The 15,509-nt window shown below is 43.4% G+C and carries 11 protein-coding genes; 2 read left to right on the forward strand and 9 right to left on the reverse strand.

What is annotated here, in order from left to right; all coding sequences use genetic code 11:
• Positions 1-180: 180 nt before the first annotated feature.
• The gene (locus BN6628_RS24340; protein ID WP_068621418.1) at positions 181-2,172 is read left to right on the forward strand and encodes a serine hydrolase domain-containing protein; all 1,992 of its coding nucleotides are present in this window, start codon (positions 181-183) and stop codon (positions 2,170-2,172) included.
• Positions 2,173-2,387: 215 nt separating this feature from the next.
• On the opposite strand, the gene BN6628_RS24345 is transcribed toward BN6628_RS24340, so the two are convergent.
• Complete coding sequence (locus tag BN6628_RS24345; protein ID WP_068621420.1) at positions 2,388-3,020, reverse strand: hypothetical protein; 633 nt, start codon at positions 3,018-3,020, stop codon at positions 2,388-2,390.
• 410 nt (positions 3,021-3,430) lie between these two features.
• Between BN6628_RS24345 and BN6628_RS24350 the strand changes: the two genes are divergently transcribed.
• A complete protein-coding gene (locus tag BN6628_RS24350; protein ID WP_068621422.1) occupies positions 3,431-5,467 on the forward strand; it encodes a serine hydrolase domain-containing protein in 2,037 nt (678 codons plus the stop codon).
• A 156-nt stretch (positions 5,468-5,623) separates the two neighbouring features.
• On the opposite strand, the gene BN6628_RS24355 is transcribed toward BN6628_RS24350, so the two are convergent.
• The 8 genes from BN6628_RS24355 to BN6628_RS24390 all read right to left on the reverse strand — a co-directional run bounded on the left by BN6628_RS24355 (position 5,624) and on the right by BN6628_RS24390 (position 15,442).
• Positions 5,624-7,675, reverse strand: a complete 2,052-nt coding sequence (locus BN6628_RS24355; RefSeq protein ID WP_068621424.1) for a serine hydrolase domain-containing protein — start codon at positions 7,673-7,675, stop codon at positions 5,624-5,626.
• A gap of 244 nt (positions 7,676-7,919) precedes the next feature.
• On the reverse strand, positions 7,920-9,059 hold the full coding sequence (locus BN6628_RS24360; protein ID WP_068621426.1) for an efflux RND transporter periplasmic adaptor subunit: 1,140 nt from the start codon (positions 9,057-9,059) through the stop codon (positions 7,920-7,922).
• 20 nt (positions 9,060-9,079) lie between these two features.
• On the reverse strand, positions 9,080-9,913 hold the full coding sequence (locus BN6628_RS24365) for a carbohydrate ABC transporter permease (protein ID WP_392397672.1): 834 nt from the start codon (positions 9,911-9,913) through the stop codon (positions 9,080-9,082).
• Between the two features lie 54 nt (positions 9,914-9,967).
• A complete protein-coding gene (locus BN6628_RS24370) occupies positions 9,968-10,861 on the reverse strand; it encodes a carbohydrate ABC transporter permease (RefSeq protein ID WP_068621429.1) in 894 nt (297 codons plus the stop codon).
• A 129-nt stretch (positions 10,862-10,990) separates the two neighbouring features.
• Positions 10,991-12,361 (reverse strand): ABC transporter substrate-binding protein, encoded by a 1,371-nt coding sequence (locus tag BN6628_RS24375; RefSeq protein WP_082927047.1) that lies wholly within the window; start codon positions 12,359-12,361, stop codon positions 10,991-10,993.
• A gap of 225 nt (positions 12,362-12,586) precedes the next feature.
• Positions 12,587-13,345, reverse strand: a complete 759-nt coding sequence (locus tag BN6628_RS24380) for a hypothetical protein (RefSeq protein ID WP_068621431.1) — start codon at positions 13,343-13,345, stop codon at positions 12,587-12,589.
• Positions 13,342-14,781: a sensor histidine kinase gene (locus BN6628_RS24385; RefSeq protein ID WP_068621432.1), complete on the reverse strand. Its 1,440-nt coding sequence runs from the start codon at positions 14,779-14,781 to the stop codon at positions 13,342-13,344. Before BN6628_RS24385 ends, BN6628_RS24380 begins: the two co-directional genes overlap by 4 nt.
• A gap of 4 nt (positions 14,782-14,785) precedes the next feature.
• Positions 14,786-15,442: a response regulator transcription factor gene (locus BN6628_RS24390; RefSeq protein WP_068621434.1), complete on the reverse strand. Its 657-nt coding sequence runs from the start codon at positions 15,440-15,442 to the stop codon at positions 14,786-14,788.
• Positions 15,443-15,509 lie beyond the last annotated feature (67 nt).

Here is a 15,509-nt window from a genome sequence, read left to right on the forward strand (position 1 = left end):
ATAGTCATAAATCCTAGTGCCTAATTGTCACATGACATTTAAATTGTCCTGGCATTCTGGGTGACAAAATGAAATTTGTCGATATGTGACGAAATGAAACTTGTTGGTATGACGAGCCTTTTGCCATACTCGGTTCAGCCAGTTGTTATAGGCAAATTCATTTTTGAGGAGAGACCATGTATGAACAAAAAGACTCGCACCCTCGCGGTTCTGTTATTATCCGCTATGGCAACGACCGCAATGATCCCACCTGGCAGCCAGGCAGCTGCCGCGACAATATCCACAACTAATGCACCTGTAAATGCTAGCTTGGAGGGACCCCGCGATACCAAGGAGCTAGAAGCATTTGCTGATAGTGTTTTTAAGGACCTGATGAAGAAGCATAACACGGTCGGTTCTAATTTTGCGGTCGTGGGCAATGGGAAAGTGTTACTAAGCAAGGGTTACGGTTATGCCGACAAGGAAAAGAAAATTCCCGTTGATAAAGACACCGTTTTCCAGATCGGCTCTGTTACCAAGCAATTCACGGCCTTGGCCGCTATGCAGATGGTCGATAAGGGGAAAATCGATTTGCGAGGCGATATTCAAAAGTACTTAGGAGGATTAAAGATTCCGAATAAAACGGGGAAAAAGCTGACCATGTATGATCTGCTTACCTATTCAACCGGTTTTGAAAATGACGATATCGCTTCGTATTATTCAACGGACTATGTTAATAAAGAATATCCAATAAAGGATTTTCTCAAAACACATATGACAACGGTGGTGAGGTCTCCCGGAGAAGCCTACGTTTATGACAATTTTGGATTTTTGCTAGCGGGGTATGCGGTAGAGAACGTCTCAGGAATGCCTTATTCGAAATATATGGAGAAACACATTTTCAATCCGTTAGGCATGACCTCAACAAGTGTGCGGATTACGCCTGAACTACTAGGCAGAATGTCTGCTCACTATGGACCGAAGGGTGAGAAGATCCCTATGGATGGAACTATGCCTACAGAAAAGCCTGAAGGTGGTATGATCTCAACAGCAGATGACATGGCAAAGTATCTCTTGATGCATCTGAACAAGGGAAAGTATGATGGCAAAGAAATTGTATCCCAAAAAAGCATAGAGCAAATGCACACCTACCAGTATTTTGCTGATAAAACGCTTCCTATTACAACAATAGGGTTCGAAGGTTACTTCCCTGAGAAAATGAATGGTCAACATGTGATTATAAAAGGAGGAAATGTTACAGGGCAGTCATCCCTGGTTGTGATTCTGCCTGAGAAAAATGTAGCCTTTTATATGACCAACAATGACGACAACCCCTGGTTTAGCATTGATGTGTATGAAGCGTTTATGAATCACTATTATCCAAAAAAGAAAGAAGTCTCAAAGCCAACCTATTCAGCACTCCCCGAACAGCAAGCTAAAGCGTATGTCGGATTATATGAAAACATTCGTATGAATAGCTTTAGATATAAGGTTTCTTATTCGAACGGGAACTTAGTTTCGGAGACACCTTCAGGCAAGCATACGCTGAAAATGATCCGCCCTTTATTGTTCGAAGATGAATCAGGCAATAAAGTGACGTTTAATAAAAACGCAGCTGGCAAAATTGCATATATGTATGTTACGACTCTACCAGAGGCAGCTTCAATGGCAGAAAAACTTAACGTGGATTCACCATTCTCTGATGTTCCTGCGAATAGTAAGTACAAACCCTATATTAACAACCTCAACGCATTGAAAGTCATGAGCGGGAAGTCTTCCCATATCTTTGATCCAAAAGGAACGATGACTCAAGCTGAATTCTTAGAAGCGCTGCTTCGGGCTAATGGGTGGGATAAACAGCCTTACAGGATTGAATCCGATAAGAAGCAGATGGTAGCCGGACTGCCTAATTTTTATCCTAATTCTCCAATCACTAGACAAATGGCGGCGGTCATGATCCAGAACCTGAAACAGGTAGAGCCTAGAAAGAAGGTTAAACTGAGTGGCACAACGGATGCTTGGGCAGTTGAAGCGATCAAAGCGCTTGTATCCCAAGGGATCATGGACCCGGATACTAAGGTTAAATCGGATGGCTCCGTAAACTTCCGTTCAAAAGAACTTTTGAAACGTCAAGAAGCTAGTGCCTTATTGGATCAAGCATTTAATTATTATGCTTTACCCATTCGTCACTAATGAATTCAATTCATAAACTCCAGCCAAATTGAAGGCCCATATAGTAAGAAACAAGCGGCTGTATAAGCAGTCGCTTGTTGTTTTAGTTGTGGCCGTGTCCAAGGGCATTCTATACCGGGCGAATAAAGATTATTCCAGCAGCCCGGGCTCTAGTGTTTTTTGCACCGCTTCGGAAGCCCAGATTTCAATAAGCTGCGGAACGGCTAATCACAACGTTAAATTAACTTCATTGACTCCAACTCCCGATAAACTTCCTCTGCAGCACAGTCAGGGTTTAGCATTTGAATCATCTCCATAGTAATAGGAACACCTTCGTAAACTTGTTCAACAACTTCTACTGGCAGGGCTAATTCATAGTAATCCTTCGCAAATTGTACGAACTCTTCTGGTGTCTGGTAAATCGCACCTATCAGAAAGGCAGACCCATCATCGGCTCCTTCTGGCATTTCAACCTCACCCTTATGCCAGCTCGAATCCCTATTTTTACGCCATATACAAAAAGTCACATCTTCTTTTTCAATGTCTTCATGCTCCAGCAGCGATAATAATTCGCTTGGAACGTCATCATAGATGCCTGGCCATACTTCATATTCGTCTTGTGCATGCGGACTTAATTGAGATTCATGATCGAACCCCTTCATGATGGAGCCTTTAGCGGAAAACAACATGATAAGATGATCCCCCGCCCCATTATGTATTTTTGCCATGCAAACTCCTTCATTCCATTCCTGAACAAAGCTATGATAACGAAGCCACTCCGTATCACAAAGAATTGTATTCAGAGCTGCTTGGGCGATCATTAGCCTTTTTAAGCTTTCCGGTTCTGGTAAATGTTCTAACGCATTCATAATTTTACACCTCGGTTTTTTTAATTTAGCCAACAAACTTGTCTGCAGGTGTGATGTCCCCAAGGGGAAATGGAATTTAGGGATAACGCCACACCCACCAGCTTCCGCCAGTGGGCGGCAGCTGTTCTAAAGCCGGCCTTCGACGCAATGGGTTGAATGGAGCTTTAGAAGCCCAAAGGCCCCGAGAGCCTATTCTATAAATACCAGAATGGCAGAGTTACGTCCATTTCCAGAAAAATCAGTATAATCAGACCCCTTTTTGAATTGGGATGGACATTTGCGCGATCACGCAAATATCATGCGGCAGGTACGGATTTGCCGCGGCTTGCTATTTGATATATTGATATTGCCCAATATGGAAGCGGGCTGTAAAGCAGCCAGCACTTACACATTTCGAGGAGGAGAAATAGATGATAACCATCATTCGCAAAGGGTTCAAACCTGCTGTCCTTGCCACTGCAATCCTCATTGGATTGACGGCAATGACCCCCGGCATACCGGTATATGCCGCACAAGATCACAGCACATCGGTGCAGAAAACAGCCACCGTTCCGAGAGAGACCATTCCAATCACAACCGAATCGGTAGAGAGGTTTGCGGATTCCTATTTCTCGCGTCCCGATGTCAAGGAGCGGCTCAAAGGCGCACTCTTTCTTGTCGTCAAAGATGATAAGGTGTTGCTCAACAAAGGATACGGATATGCCGATGTGGCTGCCAAGAAGCCTATTGATCCCGATAAGACTGTATTCAGAATGGCATCAATATCCAAAGTGTTCACAGCAACGGCAGTCATGCAGCTCGTGGAGCAAGGCAAAATCGATCTGGAACGTGACATATCCAAATATATGCCAGGCATCACCATCCCTAATAAAACGGGCTTCCCGCTTAAGGTGAAACATCTGTTGACCCATACAACCGGGTATAACTATACCGATGGTTCCGCAGCAGCAAACCGTATGTCTCTTGATCGCTATGTAAAAGAAAACATACCAACGGTCATCCGCAAACCTGGAGATGCCTATCGTTATGACAATATAGCCTTCGTGCAGCAGGGATATATCGTACAAAATGTATCCAAGCTCCCGTTTGAAACCTACATGAATGAGCATATATTTAAACCGCTCGGCATGAATAGCTCCGACTTTGCAATGAGTGCCGATGTCAAAGCCAATCTCGCCAAAGGCTATGGCCCTGAAGGCAAAGAGATTGCTCTCTACGATAATACCCCTTATATTGACCCAACCGGAGGATTATTCTCAACCGGAAGCGATATGGCCAAGTACATAACTGCGATGTTAAATGGGGGCAAGCTCGGGGACAAGCGAATATTGAAGGAACAAACGACCAAGAACATGGAGTCCTTTCAACACGGCATTCATCCGAAGCTGCCTGTAATGTCCTATGGGTTCGAATCCTTCCTTAAGCACCTTCACAATGGAGAAGTGGTCATCGGGAAAGGCGGGGATCTTGCCGGAGCTCATTCCTGGATGTGGATGCTGCCCGAGCACAAAGTAGGCGCAATGGTTATTGTGAACGGCGAGGCAATCGATCCGAGAATCGAACTGTTCGCCGCCTTCATGCAGCAGTTTTATCCCGATCAGCGCTCTGCCGCTACCGCTAAGCTTAAGCCGTCACAGAAATCGTTGACCCGATTTGAGGGCACATACCGAAACCTGCGGAATCCGATGGCGATCTCGAGTATTACGGCAGGTAAGGACGGTACAATTATAGTAAAAGATCAGATGGGCACTCATAAGCTGAAACAGCTGGAAGCTTTATTGTTTCAAGACGAGCAAGGCATGACTGCGGGCTTTAAGGAGGATAGCAACGGGGAGATCAACTACTTCTATTACAACGCCCCAGACAGTTTTTCTGAGAAACTGCCAAACCCTAAGTTATACCGTGACGTACCTAAGAATAATCCCTATGCCTCCTCTATTTATATGTTAAGAAAACTTCAGAATGTAAGCGATGGCGGCCCAAACACATTCAGAGCTAAACAAGCTATAACCCGCGCGGAGTTCATTCAAATGCTGGTGCAGATTGGCGGATTTCAATTAAGCAAGCAGCCTGTCCGATTCACCGATTCGGCGCGTCATCCGCTTGCACGGGAAATTCAGACAGCCGTAGAGCATTTAGGTGTCGCAGGATTACAGGACGGACGTTTTGAACCGAATCGAGCAATAACGAGACAGGAAGCTGCTTCATTTGCATGGAGATTTGCGCAGACGTATAGAACGGACCAACCACAGAAAGCAAAGTTAAGTGGCAAACAACCCTCAGCTTGGGCCCGAGATGCCGTACAATTTGTTGCTGCCGCAAAGCTGTATGGTCCTGAAGTAAAGTTGGGAGCGAATGGAGCAATAAACTATGAACCTATGCGCCCCATGCTTCGCCAAGAAGCCGCTGCGTTGTTAGCCAAGCTTGCCGTACCCTCGGGATCCTAAGTGTGGCGTGCTCACAGCCTAATTCCGTGCTTGAGGAATTGAACGCATCGCGATGGCTCCTCCCCTGCATTTGCAGCAGAAGCTGCGCGCTAGCTTAATAAATTCGTTACTTAAAGTAAAAAGTCCGCTAAACCAGCGGACTTTTATACTATAAATTTATTTATTCTTCAATTCAATTTTAAATACATCGCCCGCTTTCCCGCCAAAAACGATCATTCCACCTTCAGGCAGTACTACCGAATGATTGTTAGTTATCTTTGAAACGTTTACAGACATTCCATTCTTGTCGTAAACGGCAAATCCTCCACTTACCGGAGTCTTAACGTTCATGACTCGATTGGCTGATTTTTCATCAATTTTATACCATCTAACCTGACCATTGGATGGTATGCTGCTGGTAGAATCCTTCCCTTCATAAATGGGTTGAATAGCATCTTCATCGATAAAAGAGAATCCATCAATCTTTAAATACTCCGTCTGTCCTTCTTTATAAAAGTTGAGATCAAATACATCTCTTCCGGCCATAATCGGAATTTGGATTGCATTTACTGCTTGATTCTCATTAACAATTTTAGTTCCATTTGCGTATCCATGATCCATATCAACGGATATTTTCTTGGTTAACATCGGCATGGCCAGATAAAATGCAGAAGTTATTTTTTCATCCACCCTATAATAACTTTTTCCGTTTCTATTTTCCCATACCTTTTTAGTTGTTTGCTGGAGTGGATTGGAATCCAGTTTTTGATAGGCATAGAACACCATCATGGACTGACCTAATCCTTGGTTATTCGTATAGGCGTTAAGCTTCACATATGTTTTTCCATTTTTTTGTTTGTCAAAACTCACAGTTACACTGCCATCTTTGCTTTTGAATTGTCCATCGCCCGTATACACATATGTTTGTGCGGGTATTAACCCTCCGTTTTGTGCAGGTAAATCAATCTCTCCGTTCTTAATCTCTATATTTATGGTTGAATCCCTTGTACCATACAATCCAGCATAAGAAAGCATTTCAGACGGCATGTTCACCTTCAAGGAAGGTTTAAATGTTTTCTCGGGTAGAATTTCCTTAATATGCCCCTTGTCTTTTAAGTAATCTAATAAAACTTTAGTTGCAAATGGAAGATTGAATACTGAAGCTCCTCCTGAAGAAAGCACAGCCATAGAAATATTATGTTCTGGTATTGTAATCAAGGAACCGTGATAAGTAACAACGTCTCCACCTTTGGATAATGCCGTTATTCCGTAATCATCAAACTCTGGCAAGCGAACCGTGTCCCAACCAAGACCAAAGTTAAAGGCGTTAGCTTTTTCAGAAACCCATATTCCTCTTTGATATTCAGGACTTTGCATGGTGGCTGATTGTTTAGATAGAACATCCGTGCGATTACCTATTAACATATCTGCAAACTTAGTTAAGTCTTCTGCAGTTGAGTAGAGCCCGCCTGACCCAAGGGTGTTAGCATTCTCAATGGGTAAAGCCTGATCCATCGTAGGGAAGTAAGCTTTGGCTAACCTTTCTCTATCAAATTGATCAAGTGGTGTTTTAGTTGAGCTTAAATTCAGAGGCTTGCTTATATATTTCGCAAGGAATTCGGTATAGCTCATACCGCTCACTCGTTCAATCATGATTTCAAGCAGATCAAACCCATCGTTTACATAAACGGAGATTTCACCTGGATTCGACTTTAAATGTTCCGATTGTAACTTGTTCAATAATTCATCGTGGACTATTGTATCATTGTCATCGAATAAAGAACTATTCGGAAGGTGAGTACCATAAAGCCCTGACGAATGGTTCATTAACATACGAGGTGTAATTTTTTTATATCTTTCATCTGCCATTTTGAAGTCTTTGATATACGTTGTAAGTGGTTTATCAATATCAATTTTATTAGCATCAGCTAGCATCATCGCTGCAGCAGACACATGCATTTTACTTATCGAGCCTATACCAAACATCGTGTCTTTGGTGATCGGAGTTTTGGAAGCTTTATCGTTTACACCAGCGTTATCTGATAAAACAATGGAGCCCTTATCCATAATGGCATACTGCACACCACTTGCACCAGAGACGGAAAGGAGCTTCGAAGCCAGCACCTGTGCCCTTTCTTTTACAGTAGCCGGATTCGTTTCAGCAAAAGCAGGGGTGACCGGTATGGCAATAAGCATAGTGGTCATTACTACAGAAAACAATCTCTTCACTATTAATACCTCCTGTAACTTTTTTCTAGATTGTACATACTCAATTCATCATACACGGAAGAAGGCTGCTGTATTAAAAAACGCCCTGAAACGAGAAAAACAATCCCTAAACACATTGTTTAAGGATGGTTTGTTTAAAATGTAAGCACAACCATAATTCCCCAGTTCCTTAAACCCTTTGCTCATATTAAAATATACTTTATTTAAATTCCTTATAGCTATATACGCTTTATATTTGGCAGCACTAATGGACTCGAATCTTGTCTCCCTCCTGCAATGGATCGCTGCTCTCGAGTATGATTTGTTCCTGATCGAATAAACCCTGGGTCACAGCTGATTGAGTTTCATTCGAATCTATGATTGTAAGGTATACTTTACGCACGTAAAAATCGTTGCCAAGAGGCCCCTTTCTCTCCTCAACGCCAAACACGTACCTTTTGTCTCCCTCATTACGAATGGCTTTATTGTCTACCAAAATTACATTTTGCGTTGTTTTGGTTAACACGACATCAGCCCGCTCCCCTCCCTTCAAAGCATCGTCCTGAATCGCAACGATCAGTCGCTTCATTGCAGTATACGTCGTATGTTTTTCACCTTCGCCTGTTTGAGTAAGCTGCTCTGCATCCTGAATTTCTTCAATACGGCCCTCGACTTGTCTGGCATTGCTGCCACTCAATTGAACATCCAGCTTATCTCCTTTTGCTAGTAGGCCAATCGCATCAGCAGGGGCAAGAAACTCGAAATCAAAGCCAAGGCTCGTGTTGGCAATAACGATATCAGGTGCTCCTCCAGTTGAACCCAACCCCTCCACCTTACCCACTTTCGTTACGATACCGTCAAAAGGTGCAGCTAGCAGGCTATTTGCCGAGAGATCCTCCTGCAGTTTTTGAATTCTACGCTGTAAAACATCCTTATCGATTGAGCTAGTCTTTAAAGCGTTTCTAGCGCTTTCAATGCTCTTCTCATCCCCATTATGATAAATCTCTTTATAACTATCCTGCAGCTCTTTAATAGAAATGTTTAACCTATCAAGAGCGGCCTTCTCATCCAGTATCTGATTTTCAACATCCTTCGTATCATATACGAGCAGCGCCTGTCCTTTCTTGACAAGATCCCCTGCCTTGACATTGACCTGCTTGACTTTCCCTTCCGCAGCACCCGTTAAGACCGATTCCATACGCCATTTCACAGTCCCGCTGGCTTGAAATGTATGAACAAGTTCACCCTGGCCCACCGTTATTAACGCCACTTTGGGTGAGGTTAATGACATCAGCGTATTGCTGAATAGGGTAAATCCGATCAACATTCCGATCAACAAGCCGAAAAGGATGCGAATTTTCCGTTTACGTCCGATTAACGCTTGATCGGCAGGTTGAATTTCCATTAAAAGCCCCCCGTAATTAACTATCCTTTAATTCCCGATAATTGAATACCTTCGACAAAATAGGATTCCGCATATAAAAACAACAGCACCATCGGTGTCATATACAGAACGGACGCAGCAAAAGCCACGCCCCTTGCCCCTTCATTAATTTGCGACAAATACAGGGATAATGGCTGTTTGAATGCATCCTCCAGAAATATGAGTGGCTGCTCGACCATATTCCAATAGTCAACAAACAGCAATACGACAAGCGCTGCGATCCCCGGATGAATTAGCGGAACTATAATTTGATAAAAAACTCTCAAATGTCCGGCCCCATCTATTTTCGCCGCTTCGATATACGAATTCGGAATATGCAACATGAACTGTCTAAGCATAAAGACGCCAAAGGCGCTGAATATCCCAGGTAATATGATGGAGGAAGTTGTGTTCATAAGCCCCAGCTTATCTGCGATAATATAATTTGGCACCAAAGTAACTTGAAACGGCATAAGCATGGTTATCAGATAGATGACAAACAGTTTGTCCCGCCCCCAAAATCGAAGCTTGGCAAACGCATACGCAGCCAAAGACGCGACCAGTACTTGCCCCACAATAATCGGCACGACCATAAACACTGAATTCCAGAACATTTGGAGGAATACAGGCTTATCAAACAGTACCTCCATATATTGACTGAATGACACCCAGTCGGGAATCAGCTTCAAATTGATAAATTGGTCCTTCTCCCCTGCCGTAACATCGACCATTTGGCCAATGAGATGATAGTTATAGTTAATCTCAGCTTCCGTCATGAAGGAATTGGTAAATGTCACTGCCACGGGGAATAACATCGCCAGGGCTAGCCCCCCCATAATCAGCGTCAGCACTAGCTTGCGGAATACAGTCAATCTTCTCACCGCCTCACCTTATTCCATGAAATTCCGAAAGCGACGTTCGATAGCAAGCATACCCGTCACAAAAACAAGAATACAGCCTACCATTAAGACTGCAGCCGCTGTCAGTTTCTGAACATCGAGCGACAAAAACATGTTGTTCATGTAATGCTGTAGCATATAAATACGATCATGCGGATATCCGCCAGCGATCAGATACGTTTCACGGAACACTTTGAACGAATTAATAATGGATATCAGAATGACAAAGAACATCGTTGGAGTTAAATAAACAAGCGTAATATGAATCCATTTATGAAGTTTGCCCGCCCCTTCGATATCCGCTGTCTCATAGTAGTCCTTCGGAATATTTTGTAGACCAGCCAAAAACAAAATAATGCTGTATCCTATATTTTTCCATATATATACGATTATTAAAACACCCATCGACCAATCCGATTTCATCCAATCGATCCGCTCCACATGAAGGCTCTGCAGCAATGCATTTAACGTGCCATTCCAATCGAAGAAGATTTGCCATATCATCACAATTGATGCAACAGGAACTACAAGCGGCAATACAAAAGCAGTCTGCAGCCAATTCCGAGCAAACAGCTTTTGATTCAGCAAATGTGCAAACAGCAAAGACAAAGCTATAATGATCGGCACGCTTATACTGGTAAACAGAAAGGTATTTGATGCCGCTTTGCGAAAGGAAGCACTCGCCTGCAGTGCCATGTAATTGTCCAGGCCGACAAATGAGCCGTCAACCGTACGATCCTGAAATGAATAAAGGAATCCCATGGCGAACGGAATCAGATAAAACAAGGCAAAGCCAATCAGGCTTAGTGCCAGAAAGAAGGCTGCCACTGCCCAATCCTTCCGCAGCAGCCTGATCAGCTTATGCCAATAACGCTTGTTTGTCATGTCATACCACTCCCTATTCATTTAGAACAGTCACCACTCTATTCTGAATCAGCTTTGCTACTTCTTCGGGTGATTTCTGTCCAGTGAAATAGGCTCCGGATTCGTTCAATAGAATCTCATAGCTGCTCCTTATTCATTCAAATAGCTCATTATCCGGTTCTGCATGAGCTTGGCGGTGGCTTCTGCAGTTTTCTGTCCAGTGAAGAATGCTTTCGCTTCCTCTGTGATGATAGCTGAAAGCTTGTTATGTTCGTCATTGTATCCATAATCTCTTAAACGCGCCTCAGATACCATTTCCTTAAAGGGTTGAAGATTCTCTTCGGATGCTTCCAAGGCTTTGCCAGCCTTAGGATTGTTAACGCTCCCTTGCTTCACTAAATCTTGCACAGCTTTATCATTAACTGCCTTATTTATAGAAATACCGTTTTCCTTCGTGAGGGACTGTATCTCTTCCGACATTAAAAACTTCATGAAATTCCATGCTTCCCCTTTGACCTTAGAATTTGCATTCATCGCTAGCTCTCTGGTCACGCTAAAGGATACACCTGATTGTTGGTCAGCCGAATGCGGCTTTTGGTAGATCTTTCCGTTACTATAATATAATCCGAGACGGAGAAGATAATCCGAAGGGGAGGTGATTATAGAATACGTGAAGTTGGTCTTTTTCGAATCAACGTTTTCCGACTTTATAATATTGTTGTCATACAATGACTTTACTTGCTTAAGCAAATCTGTAAAAAACGCGGAGTCAAAAGATGCGGTTTGCCCATTGACCAATTTGGGATAATTGTCGGATACAAGGTTATTTAACAGCAGCTCCGGGGCCCAATTGGCCAGGGAGACGGAATGCCCTCCCTTATCAGCCAACTTCTTGCTTATTTCTGCAAACTCACTCCACGTCCAGTTCTTATCATCGATGGTGACACCAGCATTCCCGATATTTGCAGCATCCCCAAACAGAGCTTCCATGTAAAACTGTAAAGGAAGGGTATAAATCCCGTTATTCATTCGAGAATTTTCAATAATATTCATTTGGTACAGGTTAGGATCAAAGGTTTTATCCCTCTTGATTAGCTCCTCTAAATTAACGAAAGCTTTTTTGTTAACATATTTATCAATGGGTAGGGGAATCGTCGAAACAGCATATAAATCTGCTCCCTTACCTGATAAAACCTCCGTAGAGATCTGTTTGATATATCTTTCCACTTCAGCAGGGTTCAGTGTTGCCCCCTCGGCAGGAAACTCCTTGAACTGAATCGTCGTGTTCGGATGCTGGGCTTCGTATTTCTGCTTCGCTTGCAGGTAGAAATCGTCTGCTGCAAGCATAGACACAACAACGGTTTTCTTGCCGCCCTTCGTTTCGTCAAGCGGCATTCCTTCTTCACTTAGCGCAGTTGCGTTGTTAGGATTGTTGCTGCTCGTCTGGCCACCAGTAGGGGCACTGCAAGCAGAAACTATGACTATGATAAACATGAACAGAATTGACATAGCTTTTCTCATTGTTTTTCTTCCTTCCCATAATCTATCTCTCCGCGATCATCCCACAGCGTGTACCCCATCAGTATAGTGCGGAGATATATGAGGAGTTAGATAGACTTGTATTGAAGTTGTAAATAATTAAAAAAAAGAACCACCAGGGATGAATTGTTCCCTGACGATCCTTGTTTGCGCACTACTAAACCCCAAGTGTGCTCTTGCAGCACTGGGTTAGGCGGGTAGATCGGCTTAGAGCTTGGAATAGTAACTAAGCAGCGCCATGACGTCCTTACTGAACCCGACAACTTCATTTTGTCTCAAATTGACCGCAACCGCGTATTTTAACTTATTGCCGTCCTTGCTCATGTAATACAATTCCGCAACACCGCCCGAGCGGGCCACGCTCTCGTTCAGCGATAAATCAGACAGCGGATAGCTCCCTTTATCCTGAATAAACTTTGCTGCAAGAGAGGTAATTTTGTCTATTCCGTACTTCACCAATAGATCATCTTCCTCTCTAGTGCTGGAAGAATTCCGTAACGTTTCTGCCCTTGCAATTTTTATGACATCCCCGTCCCTCGCATTCAGCACGATATTATAGACTTCATCAGGATCGGTCAACTTGGTCAGAGTCGTGTAATACAAGCCTTCAGAATATAGATCAAACTCAGTTTGATCGTTCAGCTTTAGTTCTGGTTTCACTTTCGGAGCATATTCCGCCTCACTTAGCAAAGCTTTAAACTTGTTCTGATCAATAACCATCAACTCGAATTGAAACTCGTCCATTGCCGAATTCTCATTAAAGTACTTATTTACCGCATTTAGACTGAGTGTCTTCACTACATCCTGGGACAGAATGCCCTCATATTCGACCTCATTGGTCTCGTTCACTCTGGTTATTTGTTTTACCATGACTGTCTCCTTCGGTATCGTATCGAAAACACCTTGGCAGCCCGTCCCCAGAATCATCAACAACACACAGATGATAACTAAAATAAGCTTGTTCATTCCTTTATCCCTCCTTTCGGATGGGTAGGTGCGAATACGACTTCTACCTTCGTACCTTGGCTTTCAACACTGGTCACCCGGATGATGGCATTGTGGACGCTCGCTATATTCTGACATATTGCAAGGCCGAGACCTGCCCCTTTACCGCTTCTTGTCCTGGATTTATCCACCATGTAAAAAGGTTCAAAAATTTTATCCTGATGTTCCTTTGCGATCCCGATGCCCTGATCCATCACTTCAAGCATGCAATGCCCGCCGTGCCATGTGACCCGCAGCGTAATGGTCATCTGCTCTTCCGAAGCTTTGAGCGCATTATCCACCAGATTGAAGATCAGAACTTTGATCAAATCCTTCTCCAATCTCAGTTCGCCCGGCTCGCACTCCGCGACAATAGTCACCTGCTTTTCTTTGGCCAACATATCCAGCGCAGGCTTAATTTCAGCTATAACCGCTCCCAAATCATGCAGCTCCATCTCGAAGTTATCCTCTTGCAGCACAATCAAGTTCATCAGCTTCAATGACAACATCTCTAATCGTTTGCCTTCTGAATAAATCACATTCAGACCATCCAGGAACGTTTCCTCATCGTATTTGGTTGTCCTCATAAAATTCGCATAGGCGATAATCGAGGTCAGCGGTGTTTTTAATTCATGCGTAAAATTATTGATAAACCGCTGTTTTTCTTGATTGTTCCGCTCAAGTTCAGTGATTGTGTCCTCCACAACAGCGGCCATATTGTTAAAATTGTGGGCCAGTACGCCGATTTCGTCCTTTGATTTCAACTGGACTCGTTCAGAGAAATTCCCCTGTGCAATGACCTGAGCTGTTCGACCCAGCCGATCAATCGATCTCGTCAGTCCTCGGCTTACAAAAAACATGATCAGCATATAGAGGAAACAGGCAGCCACATCCACTTGTACAAAGAACTGATATTGATCCACACGCTCCTGATACAAAGAGGTGACATCGACCATATAGGTAAATAGATAGCTTGTATGATTAATATCCACAATGTTCGAGGTGAACAGGATCGTTCGCTTATCAATATCCCGCAAAATATAATTGATTTCATCCGCGCCCAGCTTATCCAGTTCCTTACGCTGTGCCGGCATCTGGAAATCGGCATTACTGAAAACCGCCCGATTCGTCTCATCCCTGATATCCAAATAAGCACGCTGCTCAGTGTTGGTGCCAACAAATCCATTGGCGATTCTCGTTAATACCGTTTTCTCGTAATCGATTGAGTCGTAGATACGAAGGATCGGCACAATTGCGTTGACACTGGAATGAATGCTCATATTCTGGCTTATCGCGCTATTGATCTCCTGTTCAAGCATTCTATTGTGACTGCGCTCGATAACCATAATAGAAGCTGCGTTAAAGATAATAACGAAGACCAGAATTGAGAAGACATAAATCTTCTGCCAAAATTTCATCCCCTCAATCCTCCAGCCGATAGCCGAGTTTATAAATGGTCTTGATATGATCCTGCAGCTCTAGTTTTTTACGCAGTGATTTAATATGCATATCGACTGTTCTTGTTTCTCCATAATAGTCGCCACTCCATACTTTATCGATGAACTGCTCTCTTGATAAGGCGATGTTCTTGTTTTTCAGTAGAACGACCAGCAAATCATATTCCTTTGGCGTTAGCTCTACAACTTCCCCCTGTTTGGTTACTTCCCGTTTGTTCAGATCGACAAGGAGGGTTTGAAATGCCATTACCCGTTCTTCTTTGCCATATCTCCTCAGTACCGTCTCTATACGAGCCAGCAGCTCAATCGCTTCGAAAGGCTTGACCATGTAATCATCAGCCCCCAGCCTCAACCCGTCCACTTTATCATAAACCGAGTTTTTCGCCGTCAAAAAAATAACTGGGATACGATAAGGTCTGATTCGTTCCATCAGCGCAAAACCGTCCAGTTTGGGAATCATAACATCCAGTAGAATAAGGTCGAACTTCTCCCGCTCTATCAACTCCAGCGCCGCCAAGCCGTCATAGACCTCGGTCGTCTCGTAGTTCACAACGTTGAGATTCATTTTAATGATCTTGGAAATATGAACATCATCTTCAACTATCAAAATCTTTTTATTCATCGCCTGAATCTCCTAACACGGGGTATAAATGGTTAGATGCTCCATCTATAATAGCACCTTGTGGGAA

This window comes from Paenibacillus tuaregi (genome assembly GCF_900086655.1).
In the GTDB taxonomy this organism is placed as follows: Bacteria; Bacillota; Bacilli; order Paenibacillales; family Paenibacillaceae; genus Fontibacillus; species Fontibacillus tuaregi.

Coding starts and splice junctions, on each gene's coding strand:
- BN6628_RS24340 (WP_068621418.1), top strand. CDS start 181: ATGAACAAAAAGACTCGCACCCTCGCGGTTCTGTTATTATCCGCTATG.
- BN6628_RS24345 (WP_068621420.1), bottom strand. CDS start 3,020: ATGAATGCGTTAGAACATTTACCAGAACCGGAAAGCTTAAAAAGGCTA.
- BN6628_RS24350 (WP_068621422.1), top strand. CDS start 3,431: ATGATAACCATCATTCGCAAAGGGTTCAAACCTGCTGTCCTTGCCACT.
- BN6628_RS24360 (WP_068621426.1), bottom strand. CDS start 9,059: ATGGAAATTCAACCTGCCGATCAAGCGTTAATCGGACGTAAACGGAAA.
- BN6628_RS24365 (WP_392397672.1), bottom strand. CDS start 9,913: ATGGGGGGGCTAGCCCTGGCGATGTTATTCCCCGTGGCAGTGACATTT.
- BN6628_RS24370 (WP_068621429.1), bottom strand. CDS start 10,861: ATGACAAACAAGCGTTATTGGCATAAGCTGATCAGGCTGCTGCGGAAG.
- BN6628_RS24375 (WP_082927047.1), bottom strand. CDS start 12,361: ATGAGAAAAGCTATGTCAATTCTGTTCATGTTTATCATAGTCATAGTT.
- BN6628_RS24380 (WP_068621431.1), bottom strand. CDS start 13,345: ATGAACAAGCTTATTTTAGTTATCATCTGTGTGTTGTTGATGATTCTG.
- BN6628_RS24385 (WP_068621432.1), bottom strand. CDS start 14,781: ATGAAATTTTGGCAGAAGATTTATGTCTTCTCAATTCTGGTCTTCGTT.
- BN6628_RS24390 (WP_068621434.1), bottom strand. CDS start 15,442: ATGAATAAAAAGATTTTGATAGTTGAAGATGATGTTCATATTTCCAAG.